Origin of the sequence: Parabacteroides sp. AF39-10AC (genome assembly GCF_003635405.1) — a bacterium.
GTDB lineage: Bacteria > Bacteroidota > Bacteroidia > Bacteroidales > Tannerellaceae > Parabacteroides > Parabacteroides distasonis.
Genome location: NZ_QTLP01000090.1, coordinates 1 through 560, shown reverse-complemented (window position 1 = coordinate 560; position 560 = coordinate 1). Strand labels below are relative to the sequence as shown.

The 560-nt window shown below is 34.3% G+C and carries 1 protein-coding gene; it reads left to right on the top strand.

Annotated elements, in window-relative coordinates:
• Positions 1-26: 26 nt before the first annotated feature.
• Positions 27-521 (top strand): SMI1/KNR4 family protein, encoded by a 495-nt coding sequence (locus DW033_RS24335; RefSeq protein ID WP_009017662.1) that lies wholly within the window; start codon positions 27-29, stop codon positions 519-521.
• Positions 522-560 lie beyond the last annotated feature (39 nt).

Here is a 560-nt window from a genome sequence, read left to right as displayed (position 1 = left end):
CCATTATAAACTCGTAAAATAAAAATATGATTGAAGCACTGAAAAATATAGGATTCATCGTTACAGAGCGATTGGAAAGAAAAGAATTAAGCTCTGATTTACAAAATCGGTACTCCGAACTTCCTGCGGACTATCAGGAGTTTTTACAACGGTTTCAGACAATCACGAATGAAAGTGATAATGTTTGGTTTAATTCCATAGAGGATTTTAACGGAGAAAGCGATAGCGGATTCCGTTGGAATGAATTTGAGCTGATGGGACTTGAGGCGTTGGCAGATGATAAGGAATCCTGTGATATGATACGCCTGTTTTGGGATAGCCATATTCCTATTCTTATGTCAGTAAAAGATGGATACCAATATTTGTGCATAGATTTATCTCCGGAAAATTACGGTAAAATCTATTATGGAGTTGAACCTGAATTTGAAGATTCGGCAGAATTTGTTTGCGATAGCTTTAATCATTTATTAGAAATGTTGTCTTCCAATAAAAAGAATGATATACTGACAAATTTCAAATAGGTTTATAACAAGCAGATAAATCTCTCTGAAAGATTGATT

Bases quoted from the DNA above. Each gene is read 5' to 3' on its own strand.
- DW033_RS24335 (WP_009017662.1), top strand. From the start codon at position 27: ATGATTGAAGCACTGAAAAATATAGGATTCATCGTTACAGAGCGATTG.